The 13634-nt window shown below is 63.2% G+C and carries 11 protein-coding genes and 1 other RNA gene; 7 read left to right on the plus strand and 5 right to left on the minus strand.

Features of this window, described 5'->3' with window-relative positions:
- Positions 1 to 5: 5 nt before the first annotated feature.
- The 4 genes from hisC to gyrA all read right to left on the minus strand — a co-directional run bounded on the left by hisC (position 6) and on the right by gyrA (position 6036).
- A complete protein-coding gene (hisC, locus tag OTERR_RS11175; RefSeq protein ID WP_149425789.1) occupies positions 6 to 1100 on the minus strand; it encodes a histidinol-phosphate transaminase in 1095 nt (364 codons plus the stop codon).
- A gap of 84 nt (positions 1101 to 1184) precedes the next feature.
- Positions 1185 to 2264: a prephenate dehydratase gene (pheA, locus tag OTERR_RS11180; RefSeq protein WP_425466038.1), complete on the minus strand. Its 1080-nt coding sequence runs from the start codon at positions 2262 to 2264 to the stop codon at positions 1185 to 1187.
- Positions 2265 to 2287: 23 nt separating this feature from the next.
- Positions 2288 to 3418 carry a 3-phosphoserine/phosphohydroxythreonine transaminase gene (serC, locus tag OTERR_RS11185; protein ID WP_149425790.1) on the minus strand — a complete coding sequence of 377 codons (1131 nt, stop codon included), beginning with the start codon at positions 3416 to 3418 and terminating at the stop codon, positions 2288 to 2290.
- A complete protein-coding gene (gyrA, locus tag OTERR_RS11190) occupies positions 3415 to 6036 on the minus strand; it encodes a DNA gyrase subunit A (RefSeq protein WP_054622054.1) in 2622 nt (873 codons plus the stop codon). Before gyrA ends, serC begins: the two co-directional genes overlap by 4 nt.
- A 245-nt stretch (positions 6037 to 6281) precedes the next feature.
- Between gyrA and OTERR_RS11195 the strand changes: the two genes are divergently transcribed.
- The 7 genes from OTERR_RS11195 to OTERR_RS11225 all read left to right on the plus strand — a co-directional run bounded on the left by OTERR_RS11195 (position 6282) and on the right by OTERR_RS11225 (position 12932).
- A complete protein-coding gene (locus OTERR_RS11195; RefSeq protein WP_149425791.1) occupies positions 6282 to 7619 on the plus strand; it encodes a TRZ/ATZ family hydrolase in 1338 nt (445 codons plus the stop codon).
- A gap of 84 nt (positions 7620 to 7703) precedes the next feature.
- Entirely contained in the window at positions 7704 to 8378 is a 675-nt protein-coding gene (locus tag OTERR_RS11200; protein WP_054622052.1) for an OmpA family protein, read from the plus strand.
- 98 nt (positions 8379 to 8476) lie between these two features.
- Complete coding sequence (gene ubiG / locus OTERR_RS11205; RefSeq protein WP_054622051.1) at positions 8477 to 9172, plus strand: bifunctional 2-polyprenyl-6-hydroxyphenol methylase/3-demethylubiquinol 3-O-methyltransferase UbiG; 696 nt, start codon at positions 8477 to 8479, stop codon at positions 9170 to 9172.
- Positions 9165 to 9836 (plus strand): HAD family hydrolase, encoded by a 672-nt coding sequence (locus OTERR_RS11210; RefSeq protein ID WP_054622050.1) that lies wholly within the window; start codon positions 9165 to 9167, stop codon positions 9834 to 9836. The genes ubiG and OTERR_RS11210 overlap by 8 nt, the downstream gene beginning before the upstream one ends.
- Positions 9837 to 9905: 69 nt before the next feature.
- Positions 9906 to 10267: a transfer-messenger RNA gene (gene ssrA / locus OTERR_RS11215) on the plus strand.
- A gap of 335 nt (positions 10268 to 10602) precedes the next feature.
- Complete coding sequence (locus OTERR_RS11220; protein WP_149425792.1) at positions 10603 to 11898, plus strand: acetyl-CoA hydrolase/transferase family protein; 1296 nt, start codon at positions 10603 to 10605, stop codon at positions 11896 to 11898.
- A 359-nt stretch (positions 11899 to 12257) separates the two neighbouring features.
- Positions 12258 to 12932 (plus strand): RluA family pseudouridine synthase, encoded by a 675-nt coding sequence (locus OTERR_RS11225; RefSeq protein ID WP_054622048.1) that lies wholly within the window; start codon positions 12258 to 12260, stop codon positions 12930 to 12932.
- A 31-nt stretch (positions 12933 to 12963) separates the two neighbouring features.
- Here the strand turns inward: OTERR_RS11225 and OTERR_RS11230 are convergent, their stop codons facing one another.
- Positions 12964 to 13533 carry a HEAT repeat domain-containing protein gene (locus OTERR_RS11230; RefSeq protein ID WP_149425793.1) on the minus strand — a complete coding sequence of 190 codons (570 nt, stop codon included), beginning with the start codon at positions 13531 to 13533 and terminating at the stop codon, positions 12964 to 12966.
- Positions 13534 to 13634 lie beyond the last annotated feature (101 nt).

The following is a 13634-nucleotide window of genomic DNA, read 5'->3' on the forward strand; positions in this document are numbered from 1 at the left end:
CAGTCCTACAGCGCCTTGTCCAGGGCAGCCAGGAAGCGGGCATTCTCCGGCTCGGAGCCGACCGTCACCCGCAGCCATTCGGGCATGCCGTAGCTGGCGATGGGGCGCACGATCACCCCCTGTTGCAGCAATTTTTGGTTCACCGCTGCCGCATCGCCCACCTTGAAGGTGACGAAATTGGCATAGGACGGAATGTGCCCCAGGCCGAAATGCTTGAGACCCGCCACCAACTGTTCCAGGCCACTACGGTTCATCGCGTAGCTCTCGGCGACGAAAGCGTGGTCATCCAGAGCACCCACGGCAGCCGCCAGGGCCAGACTGTTCACATTGAACGGCTGGCGCATCCGGTTGAGCAGGTCCACCACCACAGCCGATCCCAGGCCATAGCCAACCCGTAGCCCGGCCAGTCCGTAGATCTTCGACAGCGTGCGGGTGATCAACAGATTGGGGAACTCCTCCAACCAGGCTACGGTTTCACCCCGCAGTTCGGGGGGAAGATACTCGTTATAGGCCTCGTCGAGCACCACCAGCACGTCTGTCGGCAGTTTGGTCAGAAAGGCATGGAGCTCGGCACGGGGCAGGAAGGTGCCAGTGGGGTTATTGGGGTTGGCAACGAAGACGACGCGGGTATCCGGCGCAATTGCCGCCGCCATGGCGTCGAGGTCGTGACCATAGTCCTTGGCCGGCACCTCGATGCACGTGCCACCGGCCGCCAGGGTAGCCAGAGGATAGACGGCGAAGGCGTGGCGTGAGAATACGGCGGAGCGACCTGGAGCGAGGAACACACGAGCCACCAGTTCGAACAACTCGTTGGAGCCATTGCCCAGGGCAATGCGCTCCTGGGCAATGCCATAACGTTCGGCGAGCACCGCCTTCAGCGTGAAACCGCTGCCGTCCGGGTAGCGCTCCAGGTCGGCCGTGGCCGCAAGCATCGCCGACCGGGCCTTGGGGCTCATGCCTAGGGGATTTTCGTTGGAAGCGAGCTTGACGATATGGGCTTCCGGAATGCCCGTTTCCCTCGCCAGCTCGGCAATCGGCTTACCCGGTTGGTAGGGGGAAATGGCCCGGACGTAGGGCAGCGCCTGGTCGACGAGATCCATGATGGTCCTTTGGCAAGACGGGGGAAAAGGCGAACCCGGTTCCCTACTCCAGGCAACGCTCCTTCCGCGATGGCCGCCGCGGCTTCAGTACACCGCGGCGGGGTAGGAGCCGAGCAGCTTCAGGTAGCCGGCCCGCGCCTCCAATTGCCGCAGGGCACTGGCCACACCGGGATCGTCGCGATGGCCTTCCACATCCACGTAGAAGACGTACTCCCACAGGGCATGGCGGGCCGGACGGGATTCCAGACGACTCATGGAAACCCCCGCGTCGGAGAAGGGCGACAGCAGATCGGCAAGAGCCCCGGAACGGTTGGGCGTGGACACGATCAGGGACGTCTTGTCGCGCCCCGACGGACCGGCATCGTGGCGGCCGAGCACCAGGAAGCGAGTGGTGTTGTTCGGCTCATCCTCGATGTTGGCGGCCAGCTTGGGCAGCTGGTAGCGGTCGGCCGCCGCCTCGCCGGCAATGGCCGCTGTGCCGGGTTCGGAAGCCGCCAACTGGGCGGCCTGGGCGTTACTGCCGACGGAAATACGTGGCACGCCTGGCAGGTTGCGGTTGAGCCATTCGTGGCACTGGGCCAGGGACTGGGCGTGGGAAACCACCTTGGTGACGGTGGCCAGATCGGTTTCCTTGCACAGCAGGTGCTGATGAATGCGCAGAACCACCTCGCCGCAGATCTTCAGGGATGTGCCGAGCAGCATGTCCAGGGTGCGGCCCACGGCGCCTTCGGTGGAATTTTCCACCGGCACCACGGCGTAATCGGCATGACCGGCTTCGACGTCGCGGAACACATCATCGATCGACGACTGGGGCAACAGCCGGGCGGCGTGGCCAAAATGCTTGACGGCCGCCTGCTCGGAGAAGGTACCCAGAGGGCCGAGAAAAGCGATGCCGAGCGGTTGTTCCAGGGACAGACAGGCCGACATTACCTCACGGAAAAACCAGGTGACACTCTCGTTGGAAAGCGGCCCCGGGTTGGTCTCCTGGATGCGGCGCAGCACCTGGGCCTCCCGCTCCGGGCGGTAAATGTGGCCAGCATCGCCGTAGCGGCCCTTGATTTCGCCTACCTTCTGGGCGCACTTGGCGCGACGGTTGAGCAGATCGAGCAAGTCGGCGTCGATGGCGTCGATTTCGCTGCGTACCGTGCCGAGTTCCTTTTGCAGATCGTCGTTCATGACCGGGAGCCTCAACCGCGGCGCGCCTGGAAGTCGCGCATGTAGTCGATGAGCGCCTTCACCCCTTCCACCGGAGTGGCGTTGTACAGGGAGGCGCGCATGCCACCCACCGACTTATGGCCCTTCAGGCCGGAAAGGCCGGCCGCCTTGGCACCGGCCAGGAAGTCGGCGTCGAGGGCAGCGTCGGTGAGCACGAAGGGCACATTCATGCGCGAGCGCGCCGATTTTTCCACCGGGTTGCGGTAGAAGCCGCCGCTGGCGTCGATGAAGTCGTAGAGCAATCCTGCCTTCTCGGCATTGCGGGCCTCCATAGCGGCCAGACCGCCCAGGCCCTTGAGCCACTGGAAGACCAGGCCGGCAATGTAGATGGCGAAGGTGGGCGGCGTATTGAGCATGGAGTCGTTGTCGGCCATCACCTTGTAATCCATCACCGTCGGCAGGGTCGCCGGCGCGTGGCCAAGCAAGTCATCGCGGACGATCACCAGGGTGATGCCGGATGGGCCGATGTTCTTTTGTGCACCGGCGTAGATCAGGCCATAACGGCTCACGTCCATGGGCCGCGACAGAATGTGGGACGACATGTCGGCCACGACCGGCACTCCGGCCGGCACTGCATCGATCAAGGCATCATCAAACACTTCGACACCATGGATGGTCTCGTTGGTGCACAGGTGGAAGTAGGCGGCCTTCGGGTCGAAATCGAGTGTTCCCGCTGCCGGCAGACCAACGAAGCCGCCGGCTTCGCTGCTGCCCGCTAGGCGTGCACTGCCGCCAGCCTGGGAGGCGACTCGCTGAGCTTCTTTATAGGCTTTCTTCGACCAGGAGCCGGTAACCAAGTGATCGGCGGAACGGCCAGCGAGCAGGTTGAGGGGAATCTCGGCGAACTGCTGGGTAGCGCCGCCCTGCAGGAAGAGCACCTTGTAGTTGGCGGGAATACCCATCAACGCGCGCAGGTCAGCCTCGGTCTGTTCGAGCACCGACATGAACTCCTTGCCGCGGTGGCTCATTTCCATGATGCCCATGCCGGCGCCGTGCCAGTTGAGCAGTTCGTCACGCACCTGCTCCAGCACCGGCTGAGGCAGGGCGCCGGGACCTGCGCTGAAGTTCCAGACGCGGTCGTAGGACTGTTGCTCGACGGTCATTCTTCGCTCACCTCGCCATCAGCGTCAGTGTCGACCTCACCCTCCAGGTCGTCGCCTTCGCCCGTGTTCAAACCTTCGGTTTCCACAACCTTTTCCAGGCCGGCCAGTTTTTCGCCCTGATCCAGGGAAATCAGGGTTACGCCTTGAGTGGCGCGGCCCAATTCACGGATTTCGGCCACCCGGGTGCGAATCAGCACACCACCGGTGGTGATCAGCATCACCTCGTCAGACTCCACCACCAGCTTGGCACCGACCACGATGCCGTTGCGCTCGGACTGCTGGATGGCAATCACGCCCTGGGTGCCGCGACCGGAGTGGCGGAACTCGGACAGGGCGGTACGCTTGCCATAGCCGTTTTCGGTGGCGATCAGTACGGTCTGGGTTTCGTTCTCGGCCACCAGCAAGGAGATGACCCGCTGGCCTTCCTGGAGTTTCATGCCGCGCACGCCGCGGGCGTTGCGGCCCATGGGACGGACATCCTCCTCGTCGAACCACACCGCCTTGCCGCCATCGGACACCAGCATGATGTCGTTCTGGCCGTTGGTCAGTTCGGCACCGATCAGGTAGTCGCCTTCATCCAGGGCCACGGCGATGATGCCGGCCTTGCGCGGGTTGGAGAAGTCGGACAAGGGGGTCTTCTTGACGGTGCCCTGGACGGTGCACATGAAGATGTAGCGATCCTCGGCGAACTCCTTCACCGGCAGGATGGCGTTGATCTTCTCGCCCTCTTCCATCGGGAACATGTTCACGATCGGCTTGCCACGGCTGGTGCGGCTGCCCTGGGGCACTTCATAGACCTTGAGCCAGTACACCCGGCCCCGGTTGGAGAAGCACAGGATGTAGTCGTGGGTGTTGGCGACGAACAGGTGATCGACGAAATCGTCGTCCTTGATCGAGGCCGCCTGCTTGCCTCGACCGCCGCGGCGCTGGGCACGGTAGTCAGTGAGCGGCTGGGACTTGATGTAGCCGGTATGGGACAGGGTCACGACCATGTCCTGGGGCGTAATCAGATCCTCGATACCCAGGTCCTGGGCGTAGGTGACGATCTCGGAGCGGCGCTTGTCCTTGGCCCCGTCGCCGAACTGGGCGCGGATGGCGGTCAGTTCCTCGACGATGATGGCGGTGATGCGCGCCGGCTTGGCCAGGATGTCGAGCAGGTCGGCGATGGTCGCCATCACCTCCCGGTACTCGCCAACGATCTTGTCCTGCTCCAGGCCGGTCAGGCGTTGCAGGCGCAGTTCCAGGATGGCCTGGGCCTGGGCTTCGGACAGCCGGTAGCCCTGACCGGACAGACCGAATTCGGGCGCCAGTCCTTCAGGCCGGGAGGCATCGGCCACCGAGCGGGCCAGCATCTCTTCCACCACCGGGCTGCGCCAGGTGCGCTCCAGCAGGGCGCGACGGGCATCCGCCGGTGTCGGCGCCGCCTTGATCAGGGCGATGATCTCGTCCACGTTGGACAGGGCCACCGCCAAGCCTTCGAGCACGTGACCCCGTTCCCGGGCCTTGCGCAGTTCGAATACGGTGCGGCGGGTCACCACCTCGCGCCGGTGGGCGAGGAAGCACTCCAGCATTTGCTTCAGGTTGAGCAGGCGCGGCTGGCCGTCCACCAGGGCGACCATGTTCATGCCGAAGGTGTCCTGCAACTGAGTCTGCTTGTACAGGTTGTTGAGCACCACCTCGGGCATTTCGCCACGCTTGAGCTCGATCACCACCCGCATGCCGGACTTGTCGGACTCGTCCTGAATATGGGAGATACCTTCGATCTTCTTGTCGTTGACCAGCTCGGCAATTTTTTCGAGCAGGGTCTTCTTGTTCACCTGATAGGGCAGCTCGTCGACGATGATCGCCTGCTTGCCGCCCTTTTCCAGATCCTCAACGTGGGTCTTGGCGCGCATCACCACCCGGCCACGGCCGGTGTGGTAACCCTCGCGCACCCCGTTGATGCCGTAGATGATGCCGGCGGTGGGGAAATCGGGGGCCGGAATGTACTCGATCAGGTCATCGACCGTCAGCGCGGGGTTTTCCAGCAGCGCCAGGCAGCCGGCCACCACCTCGGACAGGTTGTGGGGCGGGATGTTGGTGGCCATGCCCACCGCAATGCCGGACGAGCCGTTGATCAGCAGGTTGGGAATCTTGGCCGGCAGGATCAGGGGTTCCTGCTCGGAACCGTCGTAGTTGGGGCCGAAGTCGACGGTTTCCTTGTCGATGTCGGCGAGTAGTTCGTGGCCGATACGGGCCATGCGCACTTCGGTGTAACGCATGGCGGCGGCGTTGTCGCCGTCTACCGAGCCGAAGTTGCCCTGGCCATCGACGAGCATGTAGCGCAGGGAAAAGTCCTGGGCCATGCGCACGATGGTGTCGTACACCGCCGTGTCGCCGTGAGGGTGGTACTTACCGATCACGTCGCCAACCACGCGGGCAGACTTCTTGTAAGCCTTGTTCCAGTCGTTGCCCAGCTCGTGCATGGCGAACAGCACACGGCGATGCACGGGCTTGAGGCCATCACGCACATCCGGCAGGGCGCGTCCCACGATCACGCTCATGGCGTAATCGAGGTAGGAGCGCCGCATCTCGTCTTCGAGACTGACCGGTAGGGTTTCCTTGGCGAATTGTTCCATGCGTTCGGTTCCCGCCCTGCAATGAGGGCATCCTGAGCAAATAAACTTTGGATTCTAGCATGCCGACCACGCCGCGGCCCTTAGCCCCGCCCAGCCCAAGCCCCCGTCCCGGTGGATCTGCGAGGCGATTGGATACCCTCGGATGAATATGATAAATACACGGCACTTCCGAGCCACGGCGGCCATCACCTGCCGCCCCCCAAAGCCGGCACGCCGGCCCCCTCACCCTCAGCGAGATTGCGCCCATGGCCGCCTCTTCCCCGCCGGATTACACCTCGATCGACACACTCCTACTGCCGCGCTGGCTCATCCCCATCGAGCCAGCGGGGGTCGTGCTCGAAGACCATGCCGTCGCGATCAAGAACGGAAAAATCCTGGCCGTACTGCCCCGCGAAGAAGCGCTGCAACGTTTTTCAGCGCAACACAGCGAAGAGCTGCCTGAGCACATCCTGATGCCCGGGCTGATCAACCTGCACACCCATGCCGCCATGTCCCTGCTCAAGGGCTATGCCGACGACCAGCCCCTGCAAACATGGCTGGAAAAATATATCTGGCCCGCCGAAGCACGCCTGGTTTCCCCCGAATTTGTTCATGACGGCACCCTGTTGGCCTGCGCCGAAATGCTCAGAGGGGGCATCACCTGCTTCAACGACATGTATTTCTTTCCCCGGGAAACCGCCCAGGCGGCGCTCAAGCTGGGCATGCGGGCGGCCATCGGTATCACGGTGATCGAATTCCCCAATGCCTATGCCCACGATGCCGAGGACTATCTCAACAAAGGACTGGCGGTGCGCGACGAGCTGCGCGACGAGGCACTACTGTCCTTCACCCTGGCTCCCCATGCCCCCTACACGGTCAACGACACCACGTTCGAACGTATCCTGACCTTGGCGGAACAGCTGAATCTCCCCATCCATATGCATGTGCACGAGACACGCCAGGAGATCAGCGCCAGTCTCACCCAATATGGCCTGCGCCCCCTGGAGCGCCTGCACCGGCTCGGCCTGCTCGGCCCCAATCTGATCGCGGTCCACGCAGTACACCTGGACCCCGGCGAAATCGAACTGCTGGCCCGCAACGGCAGTTCCGTCGCCCACTGCCCGGCCTCCAACCTCAAGTTGGCCAGCGGCCTGCCCGCCAGCACAGCCTGGGCCGACGCCGGCATCAACGTCGGCATCGGCACCGACGGCAGCGCCAGCAACAATCGGCTCGACATGTTTGGAGAAATGCGCCTAGCCGCGCTATTGGCCAAGGGCACCAGCGGCCGGGCTGATAGCTGGCCGGTGCACTATGCGCTGCGCGCCGCCACTTTGGCAGGCGCTCGGGCACTAGGACTGGAGCACAAACTCGGTTCTATCGAAACCGGTAAAGAAGCCGATCTCTGCGCGATAAAAATCGGTAACAGCGATCACCTACCCTGCTTTGATCCCGCATCGCATGTTGTGCATGTTCTGGGCAGGGAAAATGTCAGCCACGTCTGGGTTGCCGGCGAACTTTGTGTAAAAAACGGGGTCTTGAGCAACGCCAGCGATGATTCGTTGCGGGTTATCGGGCAAGTATGGCAGAATAAAACTCAAGGTTAGGTCCGTGCGCACTCGCTCAGGTGTACAAACAGGACGGGACGCCCGAACCGACTCCCCGGCAGGTTTTTCGAAAAAAGAGGATCGATCATGAAGAAAATCGCGAAACACTCCTTGGTGGCGGTTCTGGTTGCTGGCTTTGGCTTTGCCGCCCAGGCTCAAGCCCAGGCCCCCGCTGCTACCAGCGTTTATGCTATCGACGCACGTAACGTTGTCGCCCGTGACAACTTCGGCGAGTGCTGGCGCACTGGCTACTGGTCCCCGGCTGCTGCCGCTCAGGACCCCAACGGTTGCGCTTGCGACAAGGACATCCTGCCCAAGGAAGTCTGCGAGCCCAAGACTACCGCCGCCGCCCCCGCTGCCGCTACCGGCGTGAAGCCCACCGGCGAAAAGATCACCCTCTCCGCTGACGCGCTGTTCGACTTCAACAAGTCCACCCTCCGCCCGGAAGGCAAGGCCAAGCTCGACGAGCTGGCTGAGAAGGTCAAGCAGATCAAGCTGGAAGTGATCATCGCTGTCGGCCACGCTGACCGCATCGGCAAGGACGCCTACAACCAGAAGCTTTCCGAGAAGCGCGCTGCTTCCGTGAAGGAATACCTGGTCGGCAAGGGTGTTGAAGCCAACCGCGTTTACACCGAAGGCAAGGGCAAGAAGCAGCCCGTGACCGGTGACAAGTGCAAGGGCAACACCAAGACCAAGGCTCTCATCGAGTGCCTGCAGCCCGATCGCCGCGTTGAAATCGAAGTGATCGGCACCAAGTAATCGCTTGGCGGTCAAAAAAAGCCCTGCGCAAGCAGGGCTTTTTTATTTGCATTAAGCCCCTTCCAGTTTTCTCCGTTGAAAATACCGAGTTTTTGACCATGAATGCCGATCCCGCCGAGCTGCAGAAATTCAGCGACCTCGCCCACCGTTGGTGGGACCCGAACAGCGAATTCAAGCCCCTCCACGACATCAACCCACTACGCCTCGACTGGATCGAGCGCAACGCCGGCCTCGCTGGCAAAAAAGTTCTCGATGTCGGCTGTGGTGGCGGCTTGCTATCGGAAGGCATGGCGGCCCGTGGCGCAGACGTTACCGGTATCGATCTGTCCGAAAAAGCCCTCGGGGTCGCCCGCCTGCACTTGCTGGAATCTGGCAAACACGTGGATTACCGCCTGATTGCCGCCGAAGCCCTGGCCGAAGAATCCCCGGGGACCTACGACATCGTGACCTGCCTGGAAATGCTGGAGCATGTGCCCGACCCGGCCCAGACCATCGCAGCCTGTGCCCGGCTGGTCAAACCCGGTGGCCAGGTATTTTTTTCCACGCTTAACCGCAACCCCAAGAGCTACCTCCTTGCGGTCATCGGTGCAGAATACGTTCTCAACATGCTGCCCAAGGGCACCCATGACTACGCCAAGTTCATTCGCCCTTCGGAACTGGCACGCTGGGCCCGGGAAAGCGATCTGGAGCCCGCCGAACTGATCGGGATGAGCTACAACCCGCTTACCAAGCGCTACAGCCTAGGCACCGACACGGCGGTCAATTACCTGATGCGGACGCGCAAAAATGGCTGAACGCCGTCCCGGCCTCGTCCTATTCGATCTCGACGGCACCCTGGCGGACACTGCGCCAGACCTGGGTGCCGCCGCCAACCGGCTGCGCGTTGAAGACGGGTTGCCGCGAATCGACGACGAGGTGCTGCGCCCCTATACCTCCCAAGGCGCACGCGGTCTGCTTTTCGCCGCTTATGGCATGACGGCCGATGACTCCCGCTTCGACCATTACCGCACCCGCTTTCTCAGTCATTACGCAGCCGCCCTCTGCCACAAGACCCGGCTTTTCGACGGCATGGCCGCCCTGCTCGACATGCTCGAAGCACAAGGCGTCCACTGGGGCGTCGTCACCAATAAGCATGAGCGCTTCACCCTCCCCCTGATGGAAGCGCTCCAACTGAAGCAGCGGGCCGCCTGCATCATTTCCGGCGACACGGCCCCTCGCCCCAAGCCGGCACCGGACCCCCTGCTCCTCGCCTGCCAACAGGTCGGCGTACAACCGCTTGACGCCTGGTACGTGGGTGACGATCTGCGCGACATCATTGCCGGCAAGGCCGCCGGAATGGGCACCATTGCCGCGTGCTACGGCTACCTCGGCGACGGCGGCAACCCGGACGACTGGGGCGCCGACCACCAGGTCGCCCACCCCTTGCAAATTGCCGCTATCTTCGGCCTAACGTGCTAGAATCAGCGTTGATTTCCATCTGCGGGAATCACCCAATACGGCTGCAGCAGTAAGCAGCCAGCGTTTTCTGGGGGCGACCTGGCTTCGACGTGGGTTGCAAAGCAGAGCAGGGCATACCGAGGACCAGTGACCTCGTAAATCCATCTGGAAACAACTAAACGCCAACGACGAGCGTTTCGCTCTCGCCGCTTAACCCGGCGAGCTCTGCACCGGCACGCTGATGGGCCGGGCCCCGCAAGGGGCAGCAGAGTCATTCACATCAGATAAGGGTCGGCTCTGCCGCATGGCCAACCACGAAAACCTAGCGGATCGCCTGAAGCGAGCCTGTTCGGCCGGCGCGTCACGGCTAAAACCCAATAGACCGGACTAAGTATGTAGAACTGCCTGTAGAGGGCTTGCGGACGGGGGTTCGATCCCCCCCGCCTCCACCACCTTGAAAAACCCAACCGCTCCCGGTTGGGTTTTTTTTCGTCTGGACTTCCCTGCGTCGGTAAGGCTTTCAGCCTTGGGCATCGTCCAGCCCCCTTCCTGCCTCCTTCCTGCCCACGGCGCCGCACACGGTTTCCTCACTCGGCAGAAGGAGCCATCCGCCCCCAACGGCTGCAGCAGCGCAGCTTACCGCTGCCATTGCCATGATCCATCGCCTGGCCTGAAAGCTGTTTTCACTGCAAGGCGACAATGCCAACCATTCCATACGCACACGTATGGGCAGCGTATAATGTTGCCCGGCTCGAAAATTCCCAGTGAAATCGAAACGGAGACAGTAATGGACGTGCAGGCCTTGTATCAGCAGAAGCGCATGAATCCTTCGGACGCCATCGAGTGCGTCCGCAACGGCGACACCATCGTCGTGCCCACCGGGGTCGGTGAGCCGCCGGCGCTGCTCACCGCCCTGTCCGATGCCCGGCGCAACTACCGGGACGTAACCGTCTCCCAGATCCTGGCCCTGCGCAAATACGGCTACCTGGACCCGGAAACCCGGGACAACGTGCGCCATAGCGCCTACTTCTTCGGCGGCGCCACCCGTCCCGGTGGCCAGGCGGGCTGGATCGACTTCATTCCCCACTACTTCTCCGAACTGCCCCAGCTGATCGAGCGCGGGCTGACTCCGGCCGACGTGGTGTTTTCCATGGCCTCGCCCATGGACGAGCACGGCTACTTCGCCCTGTCCCTGGGCGCCGACTACACCATGGCGGCGGTGAAGAAGGCCCGGGCCATCGTCCTCGAAGTTAACCCCAATGTGCCCTTCGCCTACGGCGACTGTTATGTGCATATTTCCCAGGTCACCGGTCTGGTCGAGAGCAACGACCCGGTGCTGGAAGTGGGCCTGCCCACCATCGGTCCGGTGCAGGAGGCCATCGGCAAGTATGTGGCCGACCTGATCGAGGACGGCTCGACCCTGCAGATCGGCTATGGCGGCATCCCCGATGCGGTGGTGATGCAGCTCAAGCACAAGCATGACCTGGGCATTCACACCGAAATGATCGGCGACGGCATCCTCACCCTGATTGAAGCCGGGGCCGTGACCAACAAAAAGAAGACTTTCATGCCGGGCAAGTCGGTGGCCACCTTCGCCCTCGGTTCGGCCAAGCTGTACAAGTTCATGGACCGCAACCCGGCCCTGGAAATGCATCCGGTGGAATTCACCAACGACCCCTACATCGCCGCCAAGAACGACAAGCTGATCGCCATCAACGCCACCATGCAGGTCGATTTGCTCGGCCAATGCGGCTCCGAGAGCCTGGGCTTCGCCCCCTACTCCGGCACCGGCGGCCAGGCCGACTTCGTACGCGCCGCCAACCGCTCCCGCGACGGCAAGGCCTTCATCGTGGTGCCCTCCACCGCCAAGGACGACACCATTTCGCGCATCGTCCCGACCCTTTCCCCGGGCACCCACCTGACCACCAGCAAGAACGACATCAACTACGTGGTCACCGAGTACGGCGTCGCCCAACTGCGCGGCAAGAGTGCCAAGCAACGGGCCGAGGCCCTGATCGGCATCGCCCACCCGAACTTCCGCGGTGAGCTGCGCGAAGCGGCGAAAAAGATGAACCTGCTGTAAGCCGCACCCCGGAACCCCGCGCCAGTCCTTGATCTTCGCGACACCATCGCGGAGAACAAGAACTGGCGCGGGGTTTCAAGGCATAGACCTGGAGAACCGCGCCAGACGTGGCGTTCCGGCCGATGCCGAAAAATTATGCCGCCCCCTTGCCGTCCCACTCAGCGGGCGCGCCAAGGGGGCGGCGTTTTTGTGGTACAACCTCGCCCGTTCGTATCCCCGGCCCCGGTCATCCGGCGGCGAGCCATGGTCCTGCCGCCAGGCATCACCCTTTCTGCGGCACTAGATTCACGCCCGCACCGCTCAAGACCAGTAAGCACGCCTGCCGTTACCGCCCCCATTCGCCCTTTTTGCCACCGCCCATGCACGCCACCCCAGCCCCCGTCAGCTACACGCCGCCCCCCGACACCGGCCTCGACTTGATCTATGCCGATGCGGCGCTGCTCGTGGTCAACAAGCCCGCCGGCCTGCTGTCGGTGCCCGGCCGGGGCGAGGACAAGCACGATTGCCTGATCACCCGGGTGCACAAGGAATTTGCCGACGCCCTGATCGTGCATCGGCTCGACATGGACACCTCGGGCCTGCTGGTGCTGGCGCGGGGTGCGGAAATGCAACGCCAGCTGAGCATCCTGTTCCAGTCGCGCAAGGTGCATAAGCGCTACGAGGCCGTGGTCGCCGGACGCATCGTCGCCGAGCAGGGCAAGATCGACCTGCCCCTGGTGCTCGATTGGCCCAACCGCCCGCTGCATATCGTCGATCACGCCACCGGCAAGCCCTCCCTGACCCACTACCGGGTGCTCGGCTACGACGCCACCCAGGACACCACCCGGGTCGAGCTGGAGCCGGTCACCGGCCGCACCCACCAGCTGCGTGTACACCTCCAGCACCTGGGCCACCCCATCCTCGGCGACACCCTCTACGCCCCGCCGGAACGCCGCGACCAGGCTCCGCGCCTGCTCCTCCACGCCCGCGAACTGGCCTTCCGCCACCCCATCACCTACGAAGACTTCGACTTCGAGGCGAAGGCGCCGTTTTGAACCCAAGCCGCCCCGATCAAGCCTCGCGCAGTCAGGGCGCGGCGGGTGGAGACACTTCCGGGCAAACGTCGGGATTGGTCCCTTGGGGATTGCTGCGGCACCGTTCCAGGAGCATCAGCGCATCCCGCGCCTGGTTCGCCACGGAAGACGCCTTGGACTGAGCGGCAGCACGCAACGCCGGAACGGCGTCTTCACCCAGCGTCACGAGCAGACCTGCCGCGGCCGAGGCCACGCCATAGTTCGGGTCGCCCAGCATCTGAACCAGGACCGGAATATCCCGCGCCGTAACGCTCAGCCTGACGGCCTTGATGGTCCGGGCATCGACGGCCATCACCATATGGGCGCTCAGATGCCGGTTGGCCTTGATCGAGCGCGCAATCTCACTGTAGCGGGCCGAATCGTTCGGGGTTGCTGCGGCAGCGCTGGCCCCAAGTCCCCCCAGGAGGCCGCCCAGCACAACGGCCAGGAAGTAGCGACGCCCCAGACCACGCCGCCCCGGTTCCGCCGGATCCAGACGGGCAGCGGGCTGGCAGGCGGGAGTCAAGAAACGCCGAAAAACAGTGCAACGTGTTCCGAAGAAGGGATGGCCGGGGATACTCATCGAGCGTTCTCTTTGTTTCGTACGGTGCACCGATATGGCCATCCATCTTGGGAACAGCCTTCTCGCAGCAAGGTGATGCACGAATCAGGCTGAGGGGACGG

It is taken from the genome of Oryzomicrobium terrae, from assembly GCF_008274805.1.
Lineage (GTDB): Bacteria > Pseudomonadota > Gammaproteobacteria > Burkholderiales > Rhodocyclaceae > Oryzomicrobium > Oryzomicrobium terrae.

Excerpts from the sequence above, each read along its gene's own strand:
- OTERR_RS11220 (WP_149425792.1), top strand. The coding sequence starts at position 10,603 with ATGGACGTGCAGGCCTTGTATCAGCAGAAGCGCATGAATCCTTCGGAC.
- ubiG (WP_054622051.1), top strand. The coding sequence starts at position 8,477 with ATGAATGCCGATCCCGCCGAGCTGCAGAAATTCAGCGACCTCGCCCAC.
- gyrA (WP_054622054.1), bottom strand. The coding sequence starts at position 6,036 with ATGGAACAATTCGCCAAGGAAACCCTACCGGTCAGTCTCGAAGACGAG.
- OTERR_RS11230 (WP_149425793.1), bottom strand. The coding sequence starts at position 13,533 with ATGAGTATCCCCGGCCATCCCTTCTTCGGAACACGTTGCACTGTTTTT.
- OTERR_RS11225 (WP_054622048.1), top strand. The coding sequence starts at position 12,258 with ATGCACGCCACCCCAGCCCCCGTCAGCTACACGCCGCCCCCCGACACC.
- serC (WP_149425790.1), bottom strand. The coding sequence starts at position 3,418 with ATGACCGTCGAGCAACAGTCCTACGACCGCGTCTGGAACTTCAGCGCA.
- OTERR_RS11210 (WP_054622050.1), top strand. The coding sequence starts at position 9,165 with ATGGCTGAACGCCGTCCCGGCCTCGTCCTATTCGATCTCGACGGCACC.
- OTERR_RS11195 (WP_149425791.1), top strand. The coding sequence starts at position 6,282 with ATGGCCGCCTCTTCCCCGCCGGATTACACCTCGATCGACACACTCCTA.
- hisC (WP_149425789.1), bottom strand. The coding sequence starts at position 1,100 with ATGGATCTCGTCGACCAGGCGCTGCCCTACGTCCGGGCCATTTCCCCC.